Here is a 25,197-nt window from a genome sequence, read left to right on the forward strand (position 1 = left end):
ACCACGATGTAGCCGACTGTGACCATCAGATCACTACGCGCACACTCCTCTTCGACATGTTCCCGTCGACTGGAGGAACAGATGCGTCTCCGATCGTTCGTCACCACGGCGCTGGCCGCCGTCCTGGCCGCCAGCGCACTCGCGCCGCCGGCGCCGGCGGCGGCGGCCACCGCCGACCGCTGGGGCTTCGCGTACGTCAAGGACCCCACCGTGTCGGTCTGGACCGTGCTGGACACCAGCCGGCAGTGGGGTAGCTGGAAGACCGCGTTCCCGGCCGCCTGGGCCGACGGCATCAAGCTCGCACCGGGCCGGTTCCAGGTCCGCTTCCCGCAGATCGGCGCCGGTTCCCGGGGCGTGCCGCACGTGACCCCGGTGAACCGGACCGGTCACTACTGCGAGGTGGTCCGCTGGTTCCAGTCCGGCGCCGACGAGATCGTCGACGTGCAGTGCCACAAGCCGGGCGGCGCGCGCGATGACACTCCGTTCACAGTGCTCTGGACGACCAGCTCGGGCGTGCTTCCAGCCGGCACCGCCCACGCGTACGCGCAGTGGAGCAGCGGCCTGGTGGCGCAGTCGTACAACTCCACGGGTGCGGTGAACACTGTCGGGCCGCTCGGCGTCGGGCAGTATCTGGTGCGGCTGCCCGGGGTGGGACTGGCCGGAGTGCTCGCCGGCAACGTGCAGGTCACCGCCGTGCAGCCGAACGCCGGTCCACGTCGCTGCAAGGTCTACTCCTGGAGCGCGGTCGGCACCGGCGTGCAGGTGTACGTCTTCTGCTACGACCAGGCCGGCGCGTTCGTCAACACCGACTTCGCGTTCTCGTACCACCGTCGGCGGCCGGTGATCGGCTCGCTCGGACCGCCGTCGTACTTCGGTTATCTGGGCACCGCCGTCGGCGGGCCGACCAACGACAACTCGGTGCTCGGCGTCGGCGCGAACACTGTGGCACCGCTGGCGCCCGCCGGCCGTTACCTGGCGACCTTCCCGCAGGTCGGCCTCAAGGAGACGCACGCCCAGGTGGTGGCGCAAGGCACCGGTAACAACTACTGCCACCTCACCCAACCCTGGCCGTACACCACAAACGCCGACGTCGACGTCATCTGCTTCGACAACGCCGGCGTCGTCACCCCGCACCGCTTCCTGGCCACCTTCACCTCCCGACTCTGACACCGCATCGCGCCGCGCCGGCGGTCTCCATTGCCGCCGGCCCGGTGAATGCCCTGACGTCATCGCAGCAGCGGGGCGAGGCCATCGAGGAGGCGCTGGAGGCCGAACTCGAAGAGCGTGTCCAGGCTCCAGACCATGTCGTCGGCGGTGATGAAGCGGGCCATCAGCGGTAGCCGCCCGTCGGCCAGTACCGTTCCGATCCGTTCTCCGTGGGCCGCCATCCACTGGGTGTCGGTCAGGCCACTGTCCTGCTCGGCCTGCGCCTCCTCGGCCAGGTTCACCGCCGTGCCGCGCACGTAGTTGGCCACCGTCACCGCCGCCGTGAACTGTGCGTTGAGGTCGAGCCCGCGCCCGCCCAGGGTCCGCATCATCCACTCGGTGTGGGCCATGGCGTGCGGGGCCGGCAGTGGCCGGGTGAAGGAGAGTGCCTGGGCCAGCCACGTGTGCCGGCGGTACATCGCCCACTGCGACCGGGCGACGGCTTCCAGGCAGACCCGCCAGCCGTCGCGGTCCGGGGTGAGGGCCGGGGGCGGGTTGTCGGCCATGACCTTGTCGATCATGAACAGCACCAGCTCTTCCCGGTCGGCCACGTACCGGTAGATCGTCATTGTCGGAATGCCGAGCTGGCCGGCGAGCCGGCGCATCGACAGACCGTGCAGCCCCTCGGCGTCGGCGATGGCCACGGCGGCGGCGACCACCTGCTCGCGGTCGGGGCCGGGTGCTCTACCCGCGCCTGCGGCGGCGACCACGGTGCCGACACCCCGCATGGGCTCAGCGAGACCCCGTTCGCGCAGGGTCGCCAGGACCTTCGTCGCGGTCGCCATCGCGATCCCGTACTCGGCCATGAGCTGCCGGGTCGACGGGATCCTCGCCCCGGGCGCGAGCTCGCCCGACGCGATCCGGTCCGCGAGATCGGCGGCGATCCGGCGGTACGGCGGTTCCTCCACAGCGGCCTCCCCGTGCACTAGTGCAGTCACGGTACCCCGTGGACGAATACGGGTGCCAGCCTCACTGTCGCTAACTAATAGTGCACTCATACGCTGTACGACATGACTGACTTCGTTGCGCTGAAATCGCTTCGCGAGACCTACGACGGCCCGGTGACCGCGCCCAACAACGTCACGTACGCCGACACCGCGGTCTGGCGAGGAGCGATGTCATGACTGTGCTCCGACCTGGCCGGCAGGGCCATGCCCCGGATGCAACCGCTGAGGATACCGACGCCGCCCGGATCAACGTTGTGGACGCGTTGCGCGGGATTGCGCTGCTGTTCATCCTGCTGGTGAACGTGTGGTACTTCAGCTCCGGATACGCGTTCCAACTGGTCAGCGACCCGGCGCACGGTGCGCTCGACCGGCTGGTGACAGGTGCTGTTGAACTGCTGTTCGCGATGAAGGCGTACCTGCTGTTCTCGTTCCTGTTCGGCTACAGCTTCACCCTGCAACTCGACTCGGCGGCCCGGCGTGGGGCGGCCTTCGGCCGGTCGTTCGCGCGTCGGCTGTCCGGGTTGTTCGTGCTTGGGGCGCTACACGCGGTGCTGCTGTTCCACGGCGACATCCTCATCACGTACGCGTTGCTCGGTCTCGTGCTGCTCGCCGTTCGGCGGATCGAGCCGCGTTCCGCCCTGCGTACGGCGGCGATCATCGTGGGTGTTACCGCGTTCGTGGTCGGTCTGGCCGCGGTCCTTGGTGCCGCGGTGGTCCCGGACCAGGCCGCCGCGGTCACCGCCGGTGCGCGTTCGACGGAGGCCCTACGCGGCGGGCTCGGTGATGTCGTCCTTGAGCACGTGCGCTCGTTGCCGGCGATGCTCGGCGCCCTGGTCGTGCAAGGACCGTTGGCCTTCGCCGCTTTCCTCGTCGGTCTGGCCGCTGGCAAGCACCGGATGCTCGCCGCCACGCACACCCACGAGAACGTGCTGCGCCGATGTGAGCGGGTCGGCTATCCGGTTGGTCTGGCCGGCGCCACCGTGTTCGCGATCGGCGGCGGCACGGCGAACATGACCGCACTGATGGTCAGCATCGTCACCGCGCCGTTCCTCGCGGCGGCCTACGCCGCGACTCTGCTGCGTCTGTTCACACGGCGTCCACGCGTCGCGGACGCGTTGGCGCCTGCGGGACGGATGGCGCTGACGAACTATCTGGGCCAGTCGGTCATCTGCGTGCTCGTCTTCACCGGCGTCGGGCTGGGCCTGGCCGGCCACACCTCGCCGGCTCAGACGCTGCTCATCGCACTGACGATCTTCGTAGCCCAGGTGGCTGCCAGTTACTGGTGGATGCGGCGGTTCCGGTACGGCCCGTTCGAATGGGCGTTGCGCGCGTGGACCCACAGCAGGCGACCCGCCATGCGACGGTAGCGAGTGGTGGCTTCCGCGACGAGGTCAGCCGGTGTCGGCAGCGGGGCGGCCCGGCGATCGAAGCCCTCCGTGAGGGATTGATCGCCGGGCCGTCCCGGTGACGAGCCGCGCGCGGCGGCCCGCCGGTCAGCCGGTCAGAGGCCGGCGGCGTGCGCGGCGGCGGTGCCGCCGACCACGGGGAGGACGATGTTGCTGCTCTTCAGCGCGACCTGCAGGTTCGCGGCGGTGGTGTCCGCCTGGCTGGAGTACTGCGGGTAGCTGGCCACGATGATCACGCCGATCCGGTGGCCGGGCTTGAAGACGTAGTCCTCCGGCAGCAGCGGGAAGCTGAAGTTGTACGACTCCCCCTGCACCAGTGGCACGGCGACGCGGATCGACTGCCGGTTCTGGGCGTCCATGATGCCCTTGGTGACCAGCTCGTAGTCGGCAGTGGCCACCCGCTTCGTCGTCTGCTTGTAGCAGCCGTCGTCGGTCGGGCTGCTCTGGCCCCAGCAGTCCTCGGTGGTCAGGGTGATGATTCCCTCGCCGGAGGCCCGGTGCGCGACCCGCTCGTCGGTGCCGTAGTCGACAAGGATCGCCCCGAGGTTGGTGTCGATCTGGTCGGCGGAGGCCCGCAGTTGCACTGTGGGTGTGCCGGAGATGTGCAGCGGCGCGGTGAGCGGCGCGGAGAGGAAGGCCAGCCGGTTGGGCTGCACCACGTCCGGGTTGAGGATCATGGTGTTCTGGCTCTGCGTGCGGCTGTCCTGGAACGCGCCGGTCGCCGGCTTCGTGGTGGGCACCAGCCCGAGACCGCCCGCGCCGGTGGTGCCGGGCTGGAGGAACACCTCCGTGTCGGCCTTGCCGGGGATCGGCCAGTCGGCGTGGGTCTCCCACACGTCGGCGGAGCGCTCCAGGTCCACCCGCGGCTCATCCATGATGCCGTTGGCGACGTTCTGCAGCCAGAAGTCGAACCACCGGTGCAGCGTCGACACCCACACCGCGCGGCGCGAGTCGAACGGGTCGACGTGGCCCTCCTGCGACAGCCACAGCTTGCGCGGCACGTTGTTCTCCGCCAGGGCGTACCAGAACTTGCTGAAGTGGTCCGGCCGGACGTTGTCGTCGTTGAGGCCGTGGTAGAGCAGGACGCTGGCGGTGACGTTGGGGACCTTCTTGACGTAGCTGCGCTCGTTCCAGAAGGCCGTGTAGTCGCCGTGCTCGTCGCCGTCGGCTGCGCCTATCGCGTCGCGCACCGGCTTGCAGTAGTCCCGGCGCTCAGGGTTGGTGACCGTGTTGGCCAGCGAGGACACGTAGCTGTTGCCACGGGTGACCACGCCGTTGCTGCGCACGTAGTCGTAGTACTCGGTCGGTCCGCTGATGGGCACGACAGTGGTCAGGCCCTTCACGCCGGTCACCGCCGTGGCCATGGCCAGCGAGCCGTCGTACGACTTGCCGATCATCCCGGTCTTGCCGTTGTGCCAGTCCGCCTTGACGACCTCGCCGGCGGCGTTACGGGCGGTGGCCCGGCCGTTGAGCCAGTTGATGGCCTGCTTGGCGCTCAGGTTGTCCTGGTTGGCGTTTGTGGTCGGGCAGCCGGTGGAGTTGTTGGTGCCGACCATGTCCAGCAGGATGACCGCGTAGCCGCGCGGCACGAAGTAGTTGTCGTAGAACAGCGGCCACTTGTCGAGCAGCCCGTCGCCGTCGAGGTCCGCCTTGCACTCGGACTCGTTGCCTCGGCAGACCGTCGAGTAGTAGGGGCTGGCGTCCATCACCACGGGGGCCTTGAGCCCCTGCGCGGTGGCCGCCGGCCGCATCAGGTCGAACGCGATGATGTCGCGCAGACCATCGTTGTCACTGTCGAAGGTGGAGTCGATGAACAGGCGTTCCCGAATGGCGTCGGCGTAGCCGAACACCGGCTGGGTGACGCCGTCCTGGACGACGATCGACGGCGGGCCGTCCGCCGCCTGCGCCTGCGGCGCCGCGCCGAGGGCGGCGAGCACAGTCGCGGACAGTACGGCCACGCCTGTGCGCCAGCGCGTTCCCACTGTAGGCATGCAGTCTCCTTGATGTGTCCGAGGCTGCGTACGCTACGAGCCGGTGGCCTGCGCCACCACCTGCACCTGTAGGAACTTCGCCGGGTGTGCTTCGACGCGGGCCGTACCCGGGCGACGGGACTTACGGCGTGTCGGCCAGCACCAGTTCCCGCAGCCGCCGGTCGAGTGTCGGGGCGTCCAGACCGCCCGGCCAGCCACGGAGCAGGGCGCCACCCTTGGCCACCAGCACAACGGTCGGCGGCTCCCGCACCGCGTACGAGCGCCAGATCGTCTGCTGGTCGTCCAGGACGACCGGGTACTCCACCCGGTGAGCGCGGAGGTAGTCCTGGACCTCGTCGGCCTGGTCCGCGCCGGCCACGCCGACGAAGACCACCCGGTCCCGATAGCTGCGGGCCAGCTCACTGAGGGCGGCCTGGCTGCTGGCGCAGGTGGTGCACCAGGAGTTGAAGAAGGTGAGCACCACGGGTCGCTGCGCCCACAGCTCGGCGGCGACGAACGGTGTGCCGTCGGTCAGCGCGCCGGTGAACGCCGGGGCGGCCGGGGCGGTGCCGGGCGCCGGGCGCAACGCCAGGTCGGCGGGGACCGGCCCGGGCAGTGTCGCCGCCCCTCCGGCGGGCGTAAGAGCGGGCGCGGGCTCGGGCGTGCTGCATCCGCCCAGCAGCGCCGCCGCCAGCACCAGCGGCAGGAACACCCGCCTCATGACGGCACCACCGCCACCAGCGCCGGGCCCTCGCTGCTGTCCGGCGTCAGGTCGAGCGCCGGGCGACCGTCCACCTCCAGCCGGTAGGAGGTCCGCTGCGGCACACGCACTCCGACGGCGAACTCGCAGTAGGTGGGCAGGCGCTCGACCCCCAGATCCTCGGCGAAGGCGGCCACCGCGGTCCCCGCCGGCAGCTGCCCGCTGGCCAGCGCCACCCCGTCCGGGTCGAGCACGCGGAACGGCGCCCGGTTGTGGAAGTGCTGGTACGGGCCTGTGCCGGCGCAGTCCACGCCAGCGGCCCGGATGTTGATGTCACGAACCAGGACCCGGACGGTCGTCGGATCGCCGGCCTCCTGGGCGGCGCCGACGGTGCCGCAGCCGGTCGCGCCGGCCAGCAGCAGGGAGAGCAGAGTCACGATGCTTCGCCGCACGTCATCCTCCTTCCGTCCGCCTGCCGGGTCCGTGGCGGCCTACCGCCGCGGACCCGGCAGGAACGGGGTCAACCTCGGACGCCGGTCAGGACTTCTCGACCCGGCACTGCTTGGTCACCGTCTTCGTCGGGTCGCTCTCCGAGGTCGCGGTGAGCTTCACGAAACCGGTGTTCGCGGCGGCGGCGGTGGCACCCACCGACACCTTGACCGTGGTGGCCTTGCCGAACTGCGCGGTGGCGAGCTGGTTGGGCAACCAGGTTCGCCAGCCCTTGCCGGCCACCTCCGCCGACAGGCGATAGACGTCCGACTTCAGGTACGCGCTGACGTCCTCCGGGTGCTGCTGCCCGCCGGCTGAGTAGGAACCGGTGTTGGTCAGCTCGAACGAGCAGGTCACCCCGCGGTTGGTCGGCTTGCCGCCGCCGGTCACCTCGCCCTTGCCCAGCAGGACGTCGTGGCTGCTCGGCCCGCCGGTGCCGTCCAGCGAACGCACCGCCACCGTGTAGGAGAGCGAGCCGGCCGAGTCCCGCTTGAGGTCGATGATGTAGAAGTGCAGTCGGTTGGCCTCGTCGACGTACTCGTACTGGCTGCCGGTGTCCGCGCCGGCGTGGAACAGCGCGTCGGAGAGCTGCCGGTAGTCACCCATGGTGATCTTCTGCGGGGTGCCGTCGGGCCGATAGAAGTCGATCATGTCGATGTCCTGCGGGTTGGAGTCCACCACCCACTGGAACGGCGCGCTGTCGGCGTTCTTCGTCTTGCTGACCAGCACGCCGCTGTCCGGGGTGAAGGAGTCCGCACCCATCCGGTCGACGACCTCGACCGTGTAGTTGTTGAAGTTGCCACCGTCGCACAACGGGTCGGTGGTGACACCGCATGTCGGCGACAGGTCCTTGTTCAGCGCGATGTTCACGCCGCTCAGACCCTTCGGGCCGGCGTCGACCGCCCGGGCCGTGACCTGCGCGACCACCAGGCCCGAGGAGGCCAGCGACTCCCGCGAGAGCCGCAGCACGTGTTCCTCACCGAGTAGGCCGATCTTGAGCTTGTCCCGCACCGTGTGCAGCGAGCCCATCGAGCCGCCGTTTGTCGGCGGGATCTGCCAGCGGGTGTGCGGACCGCCCGGGCCGTTGAACGACCCGCGCGACATCATGCTCCAGATCCCGGTGTACGCCCTGCGCAGCGGCTCGCCGTACGGGTTGTTGTAGTTGTCGCCGATGCCCAGCAGATGGGTCAGCTCGTGAGCGTAGACGCCCATGCCGGAACTCTCCCCCTGCGTCGAGGAACCGCCGCCGGCGTTCGGCCACAGTGTCGCCGCCGCCTTCCACGAGGTCCAGTCCACGTAGCGGGTCTTCGCCCAGTTCGGCAGGGTGGGGTCCGGCGGGCCCCAGGCGTCCGGCACGTCCTCCTTGTTCTGGAAGATCATCTGCCCGAACTCCTGCCAGGTCGACGACTCGTCCTGGCCGGCGCTGAGGATGAACACCAGCTCGTACTGGTTGGCGACCTCCTCGCCGACGGCAGCCCGCCAGGCGCCCAGGCCGTCGGTACGGATGTTCTTGCCGCACACGTCCCCGCTCGGGCAGGCGCCCGGGTTGAACCCGTTGTCCAGCCCGTACTGGTAGGACTTGGCCGGCATCTGGTACGGCCCGAACCCGGTGAGGTCGACGCCGTAGCGACCGTTGGAGTCCTGCATCCAGTACTCGTGCAGCGTGTGGCCCTTGTTGAGGGTGTTCGGGGTGTTCAGGAAGTCCTGGTAGAACGTCGGCACGTCCGCCCGGGGAATGTTTGTCGCGACGGACTGAGGGTTGCCGAAGACCGTCGAGCGGGCCCGCTGGGACACCGCGAACGTCTCGTCCGGATAGTCGAGCGCCACCAGGGCGATCTTGAAGTTGCGGACCGAGCCGGACACGCTCGGGTCGGCCCAGTTCTTGCCGGGCACGGCCTTGTAGTCGTTCCAGGTCATCGTGTCCGGGTTCTGCCAGGCCTGCGGATCGAGGACCTGGAACGGCGCGGTGCCGCCGGCCGGGTTGGCCGGGGCCGCGGCGGCCTGCGCCGCGCCGGTCGCCACGAGCGTGGTCACCACGGCTGCGGCCAGCACGGCCCGCCTCAGCCGGGTGCGGTGGGGGGTAGCACGGTGCACGGAACCACCTCTCGTCGGAGGAAACGCGGCGCCGGCGTTCCGGTGGGGGTGGAGGGGAACACCTGTCAGCAGGCCGCGCAGCGAATCTAGGAGTACGGGCCGGTGCCGGTCACTGTGCAGATGTCGGCAGGTGGGCCGGCGACTTCCGACACCTGAATGACCCCCGCCCACCGGAGGATCAGCCAGGGCCCGTCCCGGAAGCCGGATCGGCAGTTGCCGCGAGGGCCCGCAGCACGTCGCGGCGCACCCGGTCGGCGGCAGTCCCGGACAGCGGTCCGCGCGGTGGGCGGCACCGCCCACCGAACCGTCCGGCGCACTCCATGGCGAGCTTGACGGCCTGCACGGCTTCCGGCCGGGAGGCCCAGCCGAGGATCGGGTGCAGCTCGGCGTAGAGCGGCAGCGCCCGGCCCAGGTCGCGGGCGGCGCACAGCTCGTACAGGCGCACGGCCTGGCGGGGCAGCGCGTTGGGCAGGGTGGCGACCCATCCGGTGGCGCCACACAGCACCAGTTCGAGCACCACGTCGTCCGCGCCGACCAGCACGTCCACGTGCGGGCAGAGGTCCCGCAGGCGGTGCAACCTGCGTACGTCGCCGGTGACCTCCTTGACGGCGACGATCCCGTCGATCTCGGCGACGGTCGCCAGCAGGTCCGGTGTGAGGTCCAACCGGGAGTCGTACGGGTCGTTGTGGGCGACGACCGGCAGGCCGACCGCCGCCACCTCCCGGTAGTGGGCGACCACGTCGGCGGCGCGAGCGGCGGGTCCGTCGGGTGGCCGCGCGAGCACGCCGTGGGCGCCGGCCTCGGCGGCCTGCTCCGCCCAACGGCGGGCCTGCCTGCTGCCGTAGCCACCGACGCCCGGCACCACAGCGCAGCCGGACGGCGCGGCCTGCACCGTCGCCCGCACCACTGCGGCCCGCTCATCGTCGGAGAGGGCCCGGTACTCCCCCATCGACACGCACGGCGCGATTCCGTCACACCCCTCGGAGGCGAGCCAACTGACGTGTTCCTGGAGCTTGTCGAAGTCGACCGACAGGTCGGCGCGAAACGGCGTGGCGATGGCGACCAGCACGCCCCGCCAGGGCCTACCAGCTCCCACTCGGCGATCCCCCGCCCGTCATCCCACCCGCACCGTGCGCGGCGGCGCTGGTGCGGTCCGTACCGGAACCCTAGGAACGCCCGTCGCCCCCGGTCTTCGGACAGATGCCGGAACAGTCGCGGCGCCGTCCGTCTTTTTGTCGTGACTTCGACAGTGGACCTTGCGCGATGACCCACCCGCACCGGAGGGTAAGGACTGGCGGTCGCGCGATCCCTGTCACGCAGCGCAACCTGGGGAGTTACATGCACGGTGAGCTCCAGCGAATCGTCGACGCCGTCGCCGCCCGGGTGGGGCGACCCGCCCTCATCGAGGACCGGCGGCAGCGGGTGGTCGCCTACAGCGAGCACGACGGCCCGATGGACGACGTCCGCCGGACGTCGATCCTGCGCCGGCAGACGACGCCGGAGGTGATCGCCTGGTTCCGGGACAAGGGCGTGCTCACGGCGCACGCGCCGGTCCGCACCCCCGCGTGCGCCGAGCTGGACCTGCTGGCGAGGGTGTGCGTGCCGATCCGGCACGACGACCTGCTGCTCGGGTTCGTCTGGTTCATCGACGCGGACGGTTCGATGACCGACGCCGACATCGCCACCGCGACCGGCCCCTTCACCGACCTGTCGTTGGCCCTGTACCGGGAGAACCTGCTCGGTGAGCTCGCCTCACAGCGCGAGACCGAGGCCACCCGCACCCTGCTGGTGGAGAGCCGGCAGGCGCGCGAGCACGCGGCGCGGGCGCTGGTGGAGGAGGGGGTGGTCATCGCCGACGGGTCGACAGTCGCGCTCGTCGCCCAGCTCGTGCCGGCTCCCGGGCGGCAGCCCGACGAGGTGGCCCGGATCGCATTGGAACAGGCCCTGGTCGCCACCCGCCGATGGATCGGCGTGCGGGAGACGCTGCACCTGGTCTGGCACGACCACGGGGTGCTGCTGGTCTGCGGCGACCGGGTCGCCGGCCGCCCCTCGCCGGAAGCCTCCGCCGGGCACCTCAACGACGCGTTGGGCACCGCGACCCGGGGCCTGGCCTCGGTGGGCCGGACGGTCACCGGGATCGGCCAACCTCGCGCAGGGCTGTCCAGCGCTGTGGAGTCCTACCAGGAGGCTGCGCAGGCCGCCCGGGTCGGTGTGCAACTGCCCGCGTTGGGCGGGGTGGTCTCCTGGGCCGGCCTGGGCATCTACCGGGTGCTGTCTCAACTGGACAGCCAGCAGCTCGACGTCGCGGGTGTTCATCCCGGGTTGGAGCGGCTGCTGCGCGACGATGCCCACCAGGTGCTGCTGGAGACCCTGGAGGCCTACCTTGACCTGGCGGGCAACGCGCACGCGACCGCCGAGAAGCTCCGACTGCACCGGACGACCCTCTACTACCGGCTGCAACGGGTGGAGCAGCTCGCCGGGACCGACCTCAAGGACGGCAACGAACGGCTGTGCCTGCACCTGGCCATGAAGCTCGGTCGGCTCACCGGTCACTACCGCACGCCGTGAGGCGGCCGCCCGCCCGTGGTGCCACCGCGGACAGCCGGTCCCGGGCGTTCCTCGTCAGACGAGGCGGGTCATCCAGCCGTACGGGTCGGCGGCCCGGCCGTACTGAATGTCGAGCAGATGGCGGCGCAGCCGCATGGTCACCGAGTCCTCGGCGCCGGCCTTCGGGGCCGTCACCTCGCCGCCGTCCCAGACCAGGCGCCCGACCGGCGTGACCACGGCACCGGTGCCACACGCGAAGACCTCGGTGATCGCGCCGGAGGCCACCCCTTCCTGCCATTCCCTGATCTCCACCGGGCGCTCCTCGACCTCCAGGCCCAGGTCCTTGGCCAGGATGAGGATCGATCCCCGGGTGACGCCCTCGAGGATCGTGCCGAGTTCCGGGGTGATGATCCGGCCGTCGGCCGTGATGAAGTAGACGTTCATGCCGCCGAGCTCCTCCACGTAGCGGCCCTCGGCGGCGTCCAGGAAACAGACCTGCTCACAGCCGTGCTCGGCGGCCTCGACCATCGGCGCCAGGCTGGAGGCGTAGTTGCCGCCGCACTTCGCCTCGCCCGTGCCGCCCCGCGCCGCCCGGGTGTACTCGGTGGAGAGCCAGATGGAGACCGGCTTGACGCCACCGGAGAAGTACGCGCCGACCGGGCAGGCGATCACCATGTAGGTGATCTCCTTCGCCGGGCGAACCCCCAGGAACGGCTCGGAGGCGAACATGAACGGCCGCAGATAGACGCTGTATTCGTCCTCGTCCGGCACCCACACCTGATCGGCACGGACCAGGCCCTCGACCGAGGCCATGAAGTCCGGCACCGGCAGTTCGGGCAGTGCCAGCCGCCGGGCGGACCGGGCGAAGCGCTCGCCGTTGGCTTGCGGCCGGAACGACCAGATCGAGCCGTCACGGTGCCGGTACGCCTTCATCCCCTCGAAGATCTCCTGGGCGTAGTGCAGTACGGCAGCCGCCGGGTGCATGAGGATCGGACCGAAGGGGACGATCTCGGAGTCCTGCCAGCCGCCGTCCGGCCTCCACAGCGCCCGCGCCATGTGGTCGGTGAAGTGCCTGCCGAACCCCGGATTCGCCATGATCTCGGCTCGCCGCTGCGCGCTCGCCGGGCTCGGATTCTGGTGCAACGGGAACGACAGGCTCATCGCCGGGTCCTCTCAATGGCCGCATCCCTGGGCGCTCAGGTCACCGAGAACGAACACGCCGGGGGGAAGGTTGTCGGATGACCGGTGCAGAATACCGACCGTAGTGTCTCCGGCCGTAGACCGCCGAGCCGCCGCCCCACTTCGTCGAGATCGCGCATCGCACCGGCGTCCAACTCGACCACGAGGCCGCCGCCGAGGTCACGAAATTCTGCGCCGCGGTCGTCGCACGGCGAATGGTTGGACGCGGGCGTCCTTGCCCGACTGCTGGACCGAGGACACCCGCCGGATCACCCTGGCAACGGCCCGAGCGGCGATCTACCTGCTGCATATCCGCGGCCGGGGCCCTAGTCCCTTCGTCGGTTCGGTCTACACGGGTGACCTACCCGGTGCCGGCCGACGAAACCGTGCGAGCTCGACCCTCGCGCCCTTTTCAGGCGGTGAGGGAAGCCGTACGACGGGAGGATGGTGTTCTTGCCGTGGGCGGCCACTCTCGACCCTGTGATGGACGGCCAACCTGGCGTCGAGGCAGTGTCGCGGGAGCCAGCATGGGCGGCATGGGTTTTCGGGAGGAGGCGGACGCGATCTGCTGGACCGCTATCCGCTGGCGGGTAGGTGGATGACGAGGATGACGGTGTCGTCGTGAACGTGACCGGCGGTGAAGGTGGTGACGGCGTTGTCGATCGCGTCGACGAGCCGACCGGCGGAGGTGGCGCCGTTGCCAGCGAGGACGTGGTGTAGTCGCTCGATGCCGAACAGTTCACTGCTGTCGGCGCGGCGGCCTTCGGTGACCCCGTCGGTGTAGAGGATGAGGCTGTCGCCGGGGTGTAACACGGTACGCTTGTCCCGTAGGACGGGCTGGTCGATGAGGCCGATGGCCACGCCGTGATGGCCGAAGGATTCCACCCGGCCGTCGGCGCGGCGGATCAGGGCGGGCTCGTGTCCGGCGCAGCTGATCTGGGCGCTGACGCCCTTGGGGTGCAGGCCCAGGGCGGCATAGGCGGCGGTGAGGAAACGAGGATCGTTGGTCTGCCAGGCACGCAGTGTGGTGTTTAGGGTGGCGAGGTTGCGGCTCGGGGTGATGAAGCGGCCCGCTGTCGCGCGCAGGGTGTAGCGGGCCAGCGCGGTGGTCTTGGCCGCTTGCGGACCCTTGCCGCACACGTCGCCCACGACGACGGCCCAGGTGTCGCGCGCCGACGGGAAGACGTCGTAGAAGTCGCCGAGGACTTCGGCGGTGCCGCCGGCGCCGCGCCGGTAGCGAACGGCGATCTCGACGCCGGGCACCTGTGGCAGGTGTGGGGGCAGCAGGCTTTCCTGCAGCGTGTCGGCCAGTTGTTGCGCCTGGTCGGCGGCGGCGCGTGCGTCAGCGGTCGCCTCGTTGGCCCGGGTCGTCGCGGCCTGAGCGTGGATGGTCGCCGTCTCGGCGTTCTCGACGGCTTCTCGCAGTGCGATCTCGCCGGCTGCCGCCAGCGCGAGAGTCTTGAGGACTTCGATGTCGTGGGGGGTCCAGTGCCGTGTCGAGGTGTCGACGGCGCAGAAGGTGCCCAGTACGTGACCGTCCGGGGAGCGCACCGGGAAGCCCGCCCACGCGGCGACTCCCATCAGCTCGATGGAAGGGTTGTCAGCGGTCCGCGGATCCGCGCGGGCGTCGTCGACGATGAGTTCGGCGTCGGCCTCGATGACGTATCGGCAGAACGACTGCTGCACGCTGTTCTGCCGGTCGGCGAGGTGGGTGCTGCTGACGCCGATGCAGCTCTTCCAGAATGATCGGGTCTCGTCGACCAATGTCACGAACGCGAATGGGGTGCCCAGCAGGGTCGCCGCCAAACCTGTCAGCCGGTCGAACGCCACTTCCGGCCCGGTGTCCAGCAGCCGGGTGCGGTACACCGCGGAGATGCGGGCCGGGTCGAGGACACGGGGGTGGTCCTGCGTCGACCGGGTCACCGGCCCGCCTGATTCATCACTGCGAGCTGCGTGACCAACGGTGCGGGCAGCGGGCGGTCGCGGCGCTGCCGGTGTCAGCATGATCAGCTTCCGGCATGGGGTCATTGTGACCACACCGCCGCCACTGGTGGTAGCGGCCGATCGGCTCTGCCGCTGAGCGATCTGTCACCGGTGTCGCCGGAAGTTGCCTGACCCGTACCGGCGGCTCAGGCCGTGGGCCGTGTCAGGCACTGTTCGGTGTTCTCGGAACGAATCGTGTGGTGGTGGACACGAAGCCGATGCTTCGCCGTCAAATTCGGCCGGTGCGACGTAGCGTTGAGGGCTGCCCGGGGCGGGTCCGCTTGCCGCACGCCTGGTTGACGCTGATCCGCGAGCTGAAGATGGTGAACGCCCGGTGCCCGTAACGAGTGATCCACAGGTGGTCGCGCTACCGCCGACAGCTGCCGCACCGGTGATCCCGGCGGTGTTCCGATCCTCCACGGCCCCGCCCCGCCGCACGCTGGTCGACATTCTCGACGACTCCGTGCGCGCGCATCCTGAGGCTCTTGCTCTCGACAACGGTGCTACGGCGCTGACGTACCGCGACCTGGCCGATGAGGTCGAGGCCTTACGGAGGTCGCTCGCCGGGTACGGAATCGGTGTCGGCGATCGGGTTGGCGTCCGGATCTCCTCCGGTACGGCAGAGCTGTACCTGGCTATCCTCGGCGTTCTCGCGGCGGGCGCGGCCTACGTGCCGGTCGACGCGGACGATCCCGAGGAACGCGCCGAGCTCGTGTTCGCCGAGGCGGGGGTCGTGGCGGTCCTCGGTGACGGGCTGGCGGTGTCGCTGCGCCGTACCCCCGCGGGTCGAAGCGGCCGGCCCGGCCCGGACCACGACGCCTGGATCATCTTCACCTCCGGTTCGACGGGCACCCCGAAGGGTGTGGCGGTCAGCCACGGCGCGGCGGCGGCTTTCGTGGACGCCGAGGCGCAGTTGTTCCTCACCGACGAGGCCAGTGAGCCGATCGGCCCACAGGATCGGGTCCTGGCCGGGCTGTCGGTGGCATTCGACGCGTCCTGCGAGGAGATGTGGCTGGCGTGGCGGCACGGCGGGTGTCTGGTGCCGGCCGCGCGGTCACTCGTCCGTAGTGGCGTCGACCTCGGTCCGTGGTTGGCCGAGCAGCGCATCTCGGTGGTGTCCACGGTGCCGACGCTCGCTGCGCTGTGGCCGGTCGACGCGCTGGAGGAGGTCCGGCTGCTGATCTTCGGTGGGGAGGCCTGCCCACCGGAGCTGGCGCAGCGCCTGGCCGTCGAGGGTCGCGAGGTCTGGAACACCTATGGACCGACCGAGGCGACGGTGGTCGCCTGCGCCGCGCGGATGACCGGCGAGGAACCGGTACGCATCGGGCTGCCGCTGGCCGGCTGGGAGCTAGCCGTGGTCGACGGCTTCGGTGTTCCGGTCGAGATGGGTGAGACCGGTGAGCTGGTCATCGGTGGGGTGGGACTCGCCCGCTACCTGGACGAGGCCAAGGACGCCGAGAAGTTCGCGACGCTGCCCGCGCTCGGCTGGCAGCGGGCGTACCGCAGTGGGGACATCGTCCGGGCGGAGCCAGAAGGGCTCCTGTTCGTCGGTCGCGGTGACGAGCAGGTGAAACTCGGCGGACGTCGGATCGAGTTGGGTGAGATAGACGCCGCACTGCAGGCGCTGCCCACCGTCGCCGGTGCGGCTGCGGCGGTGCAGCGCACCGCCGCGGGCAATCAACTGCTGGTGGGGTACGTGGTTCCGCACGACGGCGCCGCATTCGATGCCGCGGCGGCGGCGCTGCGGATCCGTGAGCAACTGCCGGCCGCGCTCGTGCCGCTGCTGGCCGTGGTGGATGCGCTGCCGACCCGGACATCAGGCAAGGTTGATCGAGCCGCGCTGCCGTGGCCGCTGGCCACCGCGGGCGCCACGGTGGCTGAGCTGACCGCGACGCAGGAATGGCTCGCCGGCGGTTGGGCGGAGATCCTGGGCGTACGCCCCACCGAGGCGGACGCGGACTTCTTCACCTGTGGCGGCGGCAGCCTGAACGCGGCGCAACTGGTGGCGTGGATCCGGCACCGGCACCCGCGCGTCTCGGTGGCCGACATCTACCTCCACCCGAAATTGTCGCGGCTCGCGGCCGTGCTCGACGCGCTCGACAGTTCGGCGGTGACGCGCCGTGAGGTCCGGCCGGTGCCGAGGCGCGCCGGGCTGATCCAGGCCGCGATGATGGTGCCGATGCTCGCGCTGGTCGGGCTTCGCTGGTTGACCGTTCTGGCCGCCCTCGGCAACGTCCTCGCCCTGTTCGCTCCGGCACCTTGGGCACCGGTCGTTTCCTGGTGGTGGGTGGCCCTGGGCTGGCTTGTGCTGTTCAGTCCGCCGGGCCGGATAACCCTGGCCGCCGCGGGAGCGCGACTGCTGCTTCGTGGGGTCCGCCCCGGCAGCTACCCGCGCGGCGGCGGTGTGCACCTGCGGCTGTGGGCCGCCGAACGCCTCGCCGAGCTGAGCGGCGCCACCAGCGTCGCCGGAGCATCCTGGATGATCACTTACGCCCGGGCCCTTGGCGCGCAGATCGGGGCCGACGTCGACCTGCACTCCGCGCCGCCGGTGACCGGCCTGCTGAAGCTCGGCCGAGGCGCGGCGATCGAGCCGGAGGTCGATCTGTCCGGCCACTGGGTCGACGGCGATGTCGTCCGCATCGGCAGGGTTCGCGTCGGGGCCGACGCCCGGGTCGGGTCCCGCAGCACCCTGATGCCGGGCGCTCGGGTCGGCAAGGGTGCCCGGGTCGCTGCGGGCTCGACGGTGGCCGGCGCCGTACCGCCGAACCACCATTGGGCCGGCTCACCGGCCGCCGCCGCTGGCAAGAAGGATTCGAACGGGTGGCCCGGCCGGCGTCCCCCTCGATCGCGGATGGGCGCACGCCTCTGGCCGCTCGCGTATGGGATGACCGCCCAGGTGCTGGGGCTGGTTCCGGTCGTGGCGGCCCTGCCGGCGCTCGCCCTGCTCGGCTGGACGCTCGCCGTCCGACCGACGGTCGGCGCCATGCTGGGTGCCGTCGCGGTGGCGACCGTCGCCTACGTGGTGGGCTACGCGCTGCTGGTGCTCGGAGCGGTCCGGGCGCTCAGCGTCGGTCTGCGCGCCGGCTATCACCGGGTGCAGGGGCGGGTGGCGTGGCAGGTCTGGACGACCGAGCGGCTGATGGGGATGGCCCGGGTCGGACTGTTTCCGCTCTACGCCAGCCTCTTCACACCGGTGTGGTTGCGGCTGCTGGGCGCGAAGGTGGGACGCGGAGTGGAGGCATCCACAGTGCTCGCGCTGCCGGCGATGACCACTGTGGCTGACGGGGCCTTCCTGGCCGACGACACAATGGTCGCGACCTACGAGCTGAGCCACGGGTGGCTGCGGGTCGCCCCGGCCCGCATCGGTAAGCAGGCGTTCCTCGGCAACTCAGGAATGGCGGCGCCAGGGCGTTCGGTGCCCAAGCGTGGACTTGTCGGCGTGTTGTCGTCGGCGCCGTTCAAGGCGAAGAAGGGCTCGTCGTGGCTCGGCGCACCGCCGATGCCGCTGCGCCGGACCGTGGAGGCAGCCGACACCAGCCGCACCGTCGACCCGCCGGTCCGGTTGAAGCTTGCCCGGGCGGCGATCGAGTTGTGCCGGATCGTTCCGGTGATGTGCGCCGGTGCCCTGGCGGTCGGCGTCCTGGCCGTACTCGCGCTCGTGTGGCGCGCTGTCGGGTGGTGGGCGGCCGCGCTCGGGGCCGGGCCGGTGCTGCTGGGTGCGGCGCTCGTCGCCGCCGCCATCGCAACGGCCGCGAAGTGGCTGCTGGTCGGGCGTTTCCGGGTGGCCGAGCGCGCGCTGTGGACCTCCTTCGTGTGGCGCAACGAGCTTGCCGACACGTTCGTCGAGGTCCTCGCCGCGCCGTGGTTGGTGCGCTTCGCGACCGGCACGCCACTGCTCGCGGCGTGGCTGCGCACGCTCGGCGCGAAGATCGGCCGGGGTGTGTGGCTGGAGACCTACTGGCTGCCCGAGTACGACCTGGTGCGCCTCGGCGACGGCGCGACGGTGAACCGCGGTTGTGTGGTGCAGACCCACCTGTTCCATGATCGTGTGATGAGTATGGACGAGGTGACACTGGGCGCGGGAGCCGCGCTGGGCCCACACGGCATCATCCTGCCGGGCGCGAGCATCGGCGCGCGGACCACCGTCGGGCCCGGTTCGCTGGTGACCCGCGGTGACGCCGTGCCGTGCGACAGCCGGTGGTTGGGGAATCCGATCACCACCTGGCCGGCGCCAGCGGCACGGTCGGCATGAGTCCGAAGGCGTCGGCGTCGAGCGGCGCAACGTCCGGCGCCAGCCACTCCGGCGACTCCTACCTGCCCGAGCACGGCAACGGCGGCTACCGGGTGCTGCACTACGACCTCGACCTCGACTACCGGGTCGTGTCGAACCGCCTCGGCGGGCGGGCGGACATCACCGCGGTGGCCGTGCAGTCGTTGTCGCGGTTCACTTTCGATCTCGGTCGGCTCCGCGTCCAGGACGTCCGGGTGGATGGGCGACCGGCGAAGTACCTGCACCGGCCGGACAAACTGCAGATCAAACCCGAGCGGCCGATCGGTGCCGGGGACACTTTCCGGGTGGAGGTCCGGTACGCGGGAAAGCCGGTGCCCATCTCCGGCCGCTGGGGCGAACTCGGGTGGGAGGAACTCACCGACGGGGCGCTCGTGGCCAGCCAGCCGAACGGATCGCCGTCCTGGTTTCCGTGTGACGACCAGCCGGGCGCCAAGGCCACCTTCCGGGTGGCGGTCACGACCTCCTCCCCGTACACAGTGCTGGTGACTGGCGATCCGGTGCTCCAGCGCCGGGGCGCGGGCAGCACGACCTGGCTGTACGAGCGACGCGAGCCCACCTCGCCGTACCTGATGAGCGTGCAGATCGGACGCTACGAGGTGGTGGACCTGACCGTCGGTGCGGTGGTGCAACGCGCCGCGATCCCACCCGCGCTGCGCAGGAACGTCGCCCACGACTTCGGTCGGCACGGCGAGATCATGTCGGCGCTGCAGCGGCTCTTCGGACCGTACCCGTTCCGCGAGTACGTCGTCGTGGTCGCCGACGACGACCTCGACGATCCCGTCGAAGCGCAGGGCATGGCCGTCTTCGGCCGGAACCACGTCGACGGGCGGCGCACACACGAACGGCTTGTCGTCCATGAACTGGCCCACCAGTGGTTCGGCAACAGCCTGACGGTGGCGGACTGGCGGCACATCTGGCTCAACGAGGGCTTCGCCACGTACGCCGAGTGGTTGTGGTCGGGCGTCTGCGGCGGCCTGCCCACTGACGCCCTTGCCGCACAGTGGTACGCGTGGGTCGCGGATCGTCCGCGCGAGGTCGTCGTCGCGGATCCCGGCGTCGACCGGATGTTCGACCCGCTGGTCTACAAGCGTGGCGCGCTCGCGGTGCACGCCCTGCGGAAGAGGGTCGGTGACGACTCGTTCTTCGCGTTGCTGCGAGCCTGGGTCGCCGAGCACCAGCACGCGACGGTGACGACCGAGCAGTTCCGGCTGCACGCCCAGCGCTTCGCCCGCGAGCCACTGGATGATTTGTTCGCTGCCTGGCTCGACAGCCCGACGCTGCCCCCGCCACCCCGCTGACCGGGGCCGAGACGCGGCCGCCTCGCGAAACCGGATGCCGGTCCCGCAACGACCGACGCAGCCGCCCGCGGCTGGCCGGCTGGGCCGGGACCGGCACCTCGACGGTCACTGCCGGAGCCACCAGGGGCTGGTGTAGGCCACGCCGAAGTCGTTACACGGGTGGCCGGCTGGGCCGGGGGTGCCGTTGGGCACTGACGGGTCAGAGATCCGGAGCACCACCCAGTCGCCGTCGGCGACGTTGAGTGGCACTGTGAAGTCGGTGACCTGGCCGTTGACGGTGTCGATGACGTCGACGACGGTCGGCGCCGAGGTGCCGGGGCGGAGGACCTGGATCCGCAGGGGCTTGCCGTCCCAGGCCGAGCCGCGGTCCAGGTCCAGCAGGAACCGGACGTCGCCGGAGGTCACGTTCAGCACCCCGCCCATGCGTACGCCGTTGGCGGTGGCGTCCACCCGTAGGCCCGAGACGCGGGTGGCGAAGGAACGGCGGGAGGCCATCGCCTCGAACACCGCCGCGCGGGTGTTCTCGGCGACCCACAGGCCGCTGCGGCCCTTGCCCTCGTGGAAGCCCCACGTGGTGCCGTGCTCGTCGGTGACACCGGTCAGAGCGGGCCGCCAACCGGCGTTCAGGCAGGCCACCAGCGGCGACGCCACGCCCGACGACCAGCCCTCGAACAGGAAGTCGTCGGTCCGGTTGAACATCTCCAGCCCCACGAGCTGATCGCGGACCGAGGCGTTGAGGGAGAAGTTGTTGAACCGGCCCGCCTCCCGACCGGGGTGGTTGAAGCTCGCCAGACCCCCGGGCCGGCCGGCGAGCCAGTTGTACAGGCTGCCGGGGCTGCCGGCCCGCAACAGGTCGGCGAAGTCGGAGGTGTTCCAGACGTTGATGTGGCCCTGCAACGGATGCGACCACTCGAATCCGCGGATCGCTGTGAACTGACCCGGGTCGTTGGCCGCGTTGGCCAGGTCACCGGTGGTCCGCCACTCGGACGAGCTGAGCCCGTCGATGGCGAAGAGGGTGGCGTGATCGGTCAGCGCGGCGACGTCCAGGCCGGCCTCGCGCATCGAGGCGAACGCGGCCTCGGCGCTGCCGTCGCCGTCCGACATGACCGTGTGGTTGTGCATGTCGGCGTGGACCAGCGTGGTGCCCTGGGTGATCAGGGACGACCGGCCGGCGCCGACCGCAGCGGTCGGGGCGCCGGCCATCGTCGTGTTGGTCGCCCTGGCGGCGGTCGGCAGCGCGGCCAGCATCAACGTTCCGCCGGCACCGGCCAGGAGCGCCCGTCGGCCGAGGCCCGCGGGAATCGCCACCTGGCCGTACGGCACGTCGTCGTCGGATCCGTTGTCGTGATGGCAGTGGTGTGAGTGATGTGCGGTCATGGCTATATGGATGTAGATGGATCTGGCCGAGACGTCAAGCCGAGTCGTCGGTCAGGCGAACACTGCGGTACGCGTCGTGTTGCTGGGTGAGGGTTGGTTGCCGGACCAGGTCGGACGCGGCTCGTGCGTCCCGTCTCGCCAGCTCTCTGCGCGAGGTGATGCCGAGCTTGCGGAAGATCTTGCGTAGGTGATAGTCCACAGTGCTCGGGCTGAGGAACAGTTGTGCCGCCACCTCGCGGTTGGAGGCGCCGTTCGAGACCCGCCGCGCGATGTCCCGCTCCTGGCCGGTCAGGCAGCAGCTCTGGGCAAAGTGGTTGGTCGTGTCGTGGCCGGCCAGCCTGCCGCGCAGTTCGCGGCGCGACGCGACGCCCAGCCGGTGGAACACTCCGCGTAGGTGATGTTTGACGGTGTGGGTGCTGATGACCAGGTTCGTCGCGACCTCGACGTTTGTGGAGCCGGCCGCCACCAGCAGGGCGATCTGTTCCTGCCGTGGGGTCAACACCGCACGGGGAAGGGCTCGGGCAGGCTCGGCTACGACGCAGCGCATGGTGCTCCTCGGGCGAGGGTTCGGGGTCTCGACGACCATCCGATCGCACCGCGGTGCACGACGAGTGCAGACTGAGTGCTCGCCCTATCCGCTCACGACGCGCCCCTCATCAAGCTCAAGCGGGCCCGGACATACGCGACCATTGTCCGGTATGTCTCGGCCTGCTCCAGGCCGGAGAACTCGATCAGTTCCCGGAAGCCGTTGTCGGCGATCAGGTTCTCGAACTGCTGGCACCCCCGTTCCGCGCGCACCAGGTCGCCCAGATCGAAGGCGGCCCGCGCGAGGATCGCCGCGACGGCACAGCGGGGACCGTCCGACTCACAGACGCCTTCGGTCAATCCCCACTCGGACACCTTCACCGCTCGTTCGAGCCGGCCAAGTTTCCAGGAGGACTCGGCGATGAGCTGTGCGTAGTAGATTTTCAGGTGGTCGAGGTGCTGCGCCACGGCAATGGCCAGGCCTTCGTCCGCGAGCCGTGTGCCGGTCTCGAACCGATCGGACCCCAGGAGCGCTCTGGTGAGAGTCAGCAGCGATACGGCGAGCAGTTCCTGGTGCCCCGACTGCCGGGCAAGACCCACCGAACGTTCGCCGTACGCGTTGGCGGCATCGTGGTCGCCACGCGACAACGACAACACGGCGAGGTTTCGCAGGACGTCGGCCTGTCCGGCCAGCTCTCCAGCGCCTTCGAAGATGGACAGGGCTCGACGGAGATGTTCGTCGGCCTGCGGCAGCGGGGCGAAGGCCTCACCGACGGTACGGAGAAGTTCGGCCTCCATCAGCGGCTCACCGAGCACGCTGACCAGATCGAAGATCGCGAGTACGGTCTGCGTCCGGCCCGGGGGTATGGAGTTGCTGCCCGGCGCCGAGGCGGCGAGGACCATGGCCGCCGCGTCCCGCCCCAGGCCGTGGGCGAGGGCCAGGTCGATTGTCGCCCACAGCGCGGCCCGTTCCCGTGCGTACCAGGCGGCAGCCCGTGGCACGCTGTCGAACGATTCAGGCGTCACCTCTGACGGCGGTTCGCCGACGGCGCCGACTGGCTGCCGGTGGTGCCTCGCGTACGCGGCGCGGGCCGAGTGCAGGTAATGCGTGATGAGACGCCGCTCGTACTCCGGTCGTTCCTGATCCTCGTCGAAAAGCTCACCCGCGTAGGCCCGCAACAGGTCGTGCAGCACATACCGCCCGGCCTGCAACTCATCGAGCAGACTCGCTGTCACCAGTTCCATGAGCAGCGCGCGCGCCTGTGCGTGGCCGACCCCGGCGACACTGGCAGCCGACTCCAGCGAGATCAGTGGGCCCGGGTGGACGGCGAGGGTACGAAACGCCTGCGCCGTTGCGGGGTCGAGGGCCTGGTACGACCACGAGAACACCGATCGGACATCGTCGGTCGAGTCCGTGCTGGACAGCGCGTCGAGTCTCGCGGACGGCGCCGAGACGTCGCTGACGGCCGCGCTCAACGGCAGGGCCGGATTGAGGGCCACCCGGGCCGCGACGATCGCCAGTGCGAGCGGCAGCCCGGCGCAGAGCGTGATGACCTTCTCCAACGCCTCCGGGTTCGCTGTGGCGCGACGGGCCCCGAGGCGGTTGATCAGAAGCTGGCGGGACTCGGCCCCGGTCAGCCGGTCGACCTGCAGGTAGCGTGCACCCTCCCGGGTGACCAGGCTCGTCATCCGGTTGCGGCTCGTCACGATGACCAGACAGCCGCGGGAGGCTGGCAGCAGCGGGCGGACCTGATCGGAGTCGCGCGCGTTGTCCAGGAGGATCAGCAGCCGACGACCGAAGAGGCGACTGCGGTAACGAGCTGCCTGCGCGTCGACGGTCTCCTGCGGTGACGACACCGCCGCCTCGCCCAGTGACGCGAGCAACGTGGCGAGCGCCTCCTCCGGTGACATGACGCGTCCGTCCGGATCGAGGCCCCTCAGGTTCAGGAACAACTGGCCATCGGGGAACTCGCTGGCGATCTGGTGGGCCCAGTGCACGGCGAGCGCGGTCTTGCCGATGCCACCCATGCCGCCGAGCACGGTGATCACGATGGTCGCATCGCTGAAGGCGTCAGACAGTTGGTCGTCGAGCACGGTGGCAACGTCGTTTCGGCGGACGAAGCCCGCGACCTGTGGCGGCAGCTGTGCGGGCCGGGGAGCCTCCGGCGGGCGCAGTTCCTCCTGCAGGGTCCAGCCGCTGGCGAGCAGTTCCCGGTACGCCTCCCGCAGTTCCGGCCCCGGGTCCACCCCCAGTTCCTCGGCGAGATGTTGACGGGTCCGCTCGAAGACCCGCACCCCTTCCGCCCGGTGACCGGTGGCCACGTACGCGCGCATCAGGCACGCCTGTAACGCCTCGTCCAGCGGCACCGCGGCGGCCACGCTCAGCAGCGGGGTCAACACGGCGTCGGGCATGCCGTGGGCGATCGCCGCCTCGCTGGCCGCGAGCGCCACCGCGACGCGCTCCCGTTCGATGGCGACGAACTCCGGCGACCTCAACGCGCTGGCCGGAAGGTCGGTGAACGCGGGGCTGCGGCCAAGCTCCAGAGCGGTCAGGTACGCCCGGACGCCGGGCATGACGTCCTCGCTGGCGAGCGCCTCGCGGGCCCGCCGGACCAACTCGCGGTACATGGCCAGGTCGGAGGCCTCGGTCGCGAGGGTCAGCCGGTAGCCCGTACCGGCCGGTAGAAGGTACCGACCGGTTTCGCGGACGTCCAGGTCCGGTTCGAGGATCCGCCGGAGGTTCCCGACGTGCCGGTGGATCTGGTTGGCGGCGCTGGGCGGCGGTTGTTCGTCCCACAGGCTGTCGATGATGGTGTCGAGGCTGACCGCGTCACCCCCGGCGGCGAGGAGCTTGGCCAGGATGATCCGCTGGCGGACCGGGCCAAGATCGACGTCTGAGCCGTCTCGCCGGCAGCCAAGACCGCCGAAGACCTTGAACTCGCAGTGGGACGGCGGCCCGTCCGGCAGCCTGCGGTCGGGCGTCGTCACGATTGACATCCTAGGGATGGAAGGACAGCGGCTTCGCTTTTCGGCCCAGCCTGCGGTTTGCCCCGGGTCCCCCGCATCGCCCACTTCTCGTTGTCTGTCGAGTCGGTCGCCAATAACGGGGACTACGTGGTTCGGGTGATTCGCGAAAGGGTGTCATCTCCGTACCTTCGGCATGGTTCCAACGCGGAACGCAAGCC

General features: G+C 70.4%; 16 protein-coding genes. 5 read left to right on the forward strand and 11 right to left on the reverse strand.

The genetic code is table 11. The features are described 5' to 3' along the window. Positions 1-81: 81 nt before the first annotated feature. Positions 82-1,167 (forward strand): hypothetical protein, encoded by a 1,086-nt coding sequence (locus tag OHB44_RS22015; protein ID WP_330438086.1) that lies wholly within the window; start codon positions 82-84, stop codon positions 1,165-1,167. A 59-nt stretch (positions 1,168-1,226) separates the two neighbouring features. Here the strand turns inward: OHB44_RS22015 and OHB44_RS22020 are convergent, their stop codons facing one another. Continuing rightward, the gene (locus OHB44_RS22020) at positions 1,227-2,114 is read right to left on the reverse strand and encodes a TetR/AcrR family transcriptional regulator C-terminal domain-containing protein (protein WP_330438087.1); all 888 of its coding nucleotides are present in this window, start codon (positions 2,112-2,114) and stop codon (positions 1,227-1,229) included. Between the two features lie 212 nt (positions 2,115-2,326). On the opposite strand from OHB44_RS22020, the gene OHB44_RS22025 reads away from it, so the two are divergent. Then, entirely contained in the window at positions 2,327-3,520 is a 1,194-nt protein-coding gene (locus OHB44_RS22025; RefSeq protein ID WP_330438088.1) for a DUF418 domain-containing protein, read from the forward strand. A gap of 134 nt (positions 3,521-3,654) precedes the next feature. On the opposite strand, the gene OHB44_RS22030 is transcribed toward OHB44_RS22025, so the two are convergent. The 5 genes from OHB44_RS22030 to OHB44_RS22050 form a co-directional block, all read right to left on the reverse strand. After that, positions 3,655-5,550, reverse strand: coding sequence for a CocE/NonD family hydrolase (locus OHB44_RS22030; protein ID WP_330438089.1), 1,896 nt, complete (start codon positions 5,548-5,550; stop codon positions 3,655-3,657). Positions 5,551-5,671: 121 nt separating this feature from the next. Beyond that, positions 5,672-6,250 (reverse strand): TlpA family protein disulfide reductase, encoded by a 579-nt coding sequence (locus tag OHB44_RS22035; protein ID WP_330438090.1) that lies wholly within the window; start codon positions 6,248-6,250, stop codon positions 5,672-5,674. Then, positions 6,247-6,681 (reverse strand): hypothetical protein, encoded by a 435-nt coding sequence (locus OHB44_RS22040; RefSeq protein ID WP_238684193.1) that lies wholly within the window; start codon positions 6,679-6,681, stop codon positions 6,247-6,249. Before OHB44_RS22040 ends, OHB44_RS22035 begins: the two co-directional genes overlap by 4 nt. A gap of 85 nt (positions 6,682-6,766) precedes the next feature. After that, entirely contained in the window at positions 6,767-8,812 is a 2,046-nt protein-coding gene (locus OHB44_RS22045) for a M6 family metalloprotease domain-containing protein (RefSeq protein WP_330438093.1), read from the reverse strand. Positions 8,813-8,990: 178 nt separating this feature from the next. After that, positions 8,991-9,908, reverse strand: a complete 918-nt coding sequence (locus OHB44_RS22050; RefSeq protein ID WP_330438095.1) for a dihydrodipicolinate synthase family protein — start codon at positions 9,906-9,908, stop codon at positions 8,991-8,993. A 242-nt stretch (positions 9,909-10,150) separates the two neighbouring features. On the opposite strand from OHB44_RS22050, the gene OHB44_RS22055 reads away from it, so the two are divergent. Beyond that, positions 10,151-11,380 carry a PucR family transcriptional regulator gene (locus OHB44_RS22055; RefSeq protein ID WP_330438096.1) on the forward strand — a complete coding sequence of 410 codons (1,230 nt, stop codon included), beginning with the start codon at positions 10,151-10,153 and terminating at the stop codon, positions 11,378-11,380. A 54-nt stretch (positions 11,381-11,434) separates the two neighbouring features. Here OHB44_RS22055 and OHB44_RS22060 read toward each other — a convergent pair whose 3' ends face one another. Together OHB44_RS22060 and OHB44_RS22065 are read right to left on the reverse strand one after the other, a co-directional pair. Beyond that, a complete protein-coding gene (locus OHB44_RS22060; RefSeq protein WP_330438097.1) occupies positions 11,435-12,520 on the reverse strand; it encodes a branched-chain amino acid aminotransferase in 1,086 nt (361 codons plus the stop codon). 594 nt (positions 12,521-13,114) lie between these two features. Further along, complete coding sequence (locus OHB44_RS22065) at positions 13,115-14,461, reverse strand: PP2C family protein-serine/threonine phosphatase (protein WP_330438098.1); 1,347 nt, start codon at positions 14,459-14,461, stop codon at positions 13,115-13,117. 394 nt (positions 14,462-14,855) lie between these two features. Here OHB44_RS22065 and OHB44_RS22070 point away from each other — a divergent pair, with 394 nt between their 5' ends. Continuing rightward, the gene (locus tag OHB44_RS22070; protein ID WP_330438099.1) at positions 14,856-18,773 is read left to right on the forward strand and encodes a Pls/PosA family non-ribosomal peptide synthetase; all 3,918 of its coding nucleotides are present in this window, start codon (positions 14,856-14,858) and stop codon (positions 18,771-18,773) included. Further along, positions 18,770-20,110 carry a M1 family metallopeptidase gene (locus tag OHB44_RS22075; protein ID WP_238684200.1) on the forward strand — a complete coding sequence of 447 codons (1,341 nt, stop codon included), beginning with the start codon at positions 18,770-18,772 and terminating at the stop codon, positions 20,108-20,110. Before OHB44_RS22070 ends, OHB44_RS22075 begins: the two co-directional genes overlap by 4 nt. 105 nt (positions 20,111-20,215) lie before the next feature. Here the strand turns inward: OHB44_RS22075 and OHB44_RS22080 are convergent, their stop codons facing one another. The 3 genes from OHB44_RS22080 to OHB44_RS22090 all read right to left on the reverse strand — a co-directional run bounded on the left by OHB44_RS22080 (position 20,216) and on the right by OHB44_RS22090 (position 25,084). Continuing rightward, complete coding sequence (locus OHB44_RS22080) at positions 20,216-21,487, reverse strand: CehA/McbA family metallohydrolase (RefSeq protein WP_330438102.1); 1,272 nt, start codon at positions 21,485-21,487, stop codon at positions 20,216-20,218. Between the two features lie 34 nt (positions 21,488-21,521). Next, complete coding sequence (locus OHB44_RS22085; RefSeq protein WP_330438103.1) at positions 21,522-22,034, reverse strand: response regulator transcription factor; 513 nt, start codon at positions 22,032-22,034, stop codon at positions 21,522-21,524. A 92-nt stretch (positions 22,035-22,126) separates the two neighbouring features. Further along, positions 22,127-25,084, reverse strand: a complete 2,958-nt coding sequence (locus OHB44_RS22090) for an AfsR/SARP family transcriptional regulator (RefSeq protein ID WP_330438105.1) — start codon at positions 25,082-25,084, stop codon at positions 22,127-22,129. Positions 25,085-25,197: the final 113 nt, after the last annotated feature.

It is taken from the genome of Micromonospora sp. NBC_00821, from assembly GCF_036347035.1.
GTDB classification, from domain to species: domain Bacteria; phylum Actinomycetota; class Actinomycetes; order Mycobacteriales; family Micromonosporaceae; genus Micromonospora; species Micromonospora hortensis.

What these genes read in the sequence shown, in the direction of transcription:
- OHB44_RS22035 (WP_330438090.1), bottom strand. Translation starts at nt 6,250, where the DNA reads ATGAGGCGGGTGTTCCTGCCGCTGGTGCTGGCGGCGGCGCTGCTGGGC.
- OHB44_RS22085 (WP_330438103.1), bottom strand. Translation starts at nt 22,034, where the DNA reads ATGCGCTGCGTCGTAGCCGAGCCTGCCCGAGCCCTTCCCCGTGCGGTG.
- OHB44_RS22025 (WP_330438088.1), top strand. Translation starts at nt 2,327, where the DNA reads ATGACTGTGCTCCGACCTGGCCGGCAGGGCCATGCCCCGGATGCAACC.
- OHB44_RS22075 (WP_238684200.1), top strand. Translation starts at nt 18,770, where the DNA reads ATGAGTCCGAAGGCGTCGGCGTCGAGCGGCGCAACGTCCGGCGCCAGC.
- OHB44_RS22055 (WP_330438096.1), top strand. Translation starts at nt 10,151, where the DNA reads ATGCACGGTGAGCTCCAGCGAATCGTCGACGCCGTCGCCGCCCGGGTG.
- OHB44_RS22030 (WP_330438089.1), bottom strand. Translation starts at nt 5,550, where the DNA reads ATGCCTACAGTGGGAACGCGCTGGCGCACAGGCGTGGCCGTACTGTCC.
- OHB44_RS22080 (WP_330438102.1), bottom strand. Translation starts at nt 21,487, where the DNA reads ATGACCGCACATCACTCACACCACTGCCATCACGACAACGGATCCGAC.
- OHB44_RS22060 (WP_330438097.1), bottom strand. Translation starts at nt 12,520, where the DNA reads ATGAGCCTGTCGTTCCCGTTGCACCAGAATCCGAGCCCGGCGAGCGCG.
- OHB44_RS22015 (WP_330438086.1), top strand. Translation starts at nt 82, where the DNA reads ATGCGTCTCCGATCGTTCGTCACCACGGCGCTGGCCGCCGTCCTGGCC.